1 rRNA gene is annotated in these 1,133 nt (G+C 52.2%); it reads left to right on the forward strand.

The annotated features are described in order from the left end of the window. Window positions 1–1,133: ribosomal RNA gene (locus JN080_RS28775) — 23S ribosomal RNA — on the forward strand; the annotation flags it as partial.

Consider the following 1,133-nt stretch of genomic DNA (forward strand, 5'->3'; position numbering starts at 1 on the left):
CGTTCCCTCCTGAGTGGATCCTGAGTACGGCCGGACACGAGAAATCCGGTCGGAAGCTGGGAGGACCATCTCCCAAGGCTAAATACTCCCTAGTGACCGATAGTGAACCAGTACCGTGAGGGAAAGGTGAAAAGCACCCCGGAAGGGGAGTGAAACAGTTCCTGAAACCGTGTGCCTACAAGTAGTCAAAGCCCATTCATGGGTAATGGCGTGCCTTTTGTAGAATGAACCGGCGAGTTACGATTACATGCAAGGTTAAGTTGAAGAGACGGAGCCGCAGCGAAAGCGAGTCTGAATAGGGCGAATAAGTATGTGGTCGTAGACCCGAAACCAGGTGATCTACCCATGTCCAGGGTGAAGGTAGGGTAACACCTACTGGAGGCCCGAACCCACGCACGTTGAAAAGTGCGGGGATGAGGTGTGGGTAGCGGAGAAATTCCAATCGAACTTGGAGATAGCTGGTTCTCTCCGAAATAGCTTTAGGGCTAGCCTCACGTTGTAGAGTCTTGGAGGTAGAGCACTGTTTGGACTAGGGGCCCTCATCGGGTTACCGAATTCAGACAAACTCCGAATGCCAATGACTTATCCGTGGGAGTCAGACTGCGAGTGATAAGATCCGTAGTCAAAAGGGAAACAGCCCAGACCACCAGCTAAGGTCCCAAAGTATACGTTAAGTGGAAAAGGATGTGGAGTTGCTTAGACAACCAGGATGTTGGCTCAGAAGCAGCCACCATTTAAAGAGTGCGTAATAGCTCACTGGTCGAGTGACTCTGCGCCGAAAATGTACCGGGGCTAAACGTATCACCGAAGCTGTGGGTGGACACCATTAGGTGTCCGCGGTAGGAGAGCGTTCTAAGGGCGTTGAAGCTAGACCGTAAGGACTGGTGGAGCGCTTAGAAGTGAGAATGCCGGTATGAGTAGCGAAAGATGAGTGAGAATCTCATCCACCGAATGCCTAAGGTTTCCTGAGGAAGGCTCGTCCGCTCAGGGTTAGTCGGGACCTAAGCCGAGGCCGAAAGGCGTAGGCGATGGACAACAGGTTGATATTCCTGTACCACCTCTTTATCGTTTGAGCAATGGGGGGACGCAGGAGGATAGGGTAAGCGCACTGTTGGATATGTGCGTGTAAGCAG

Origin of the sequence: Bacillus sp. EB600, from assembly GCF_024494385.1 — a bacterium.
In the GTDB taxonomy this organism is placed as follows: domain Bacteria; phylum Bacillota; class Bacilli; order Bacillales; family Cytobacillaceae; genus JAEVLT01.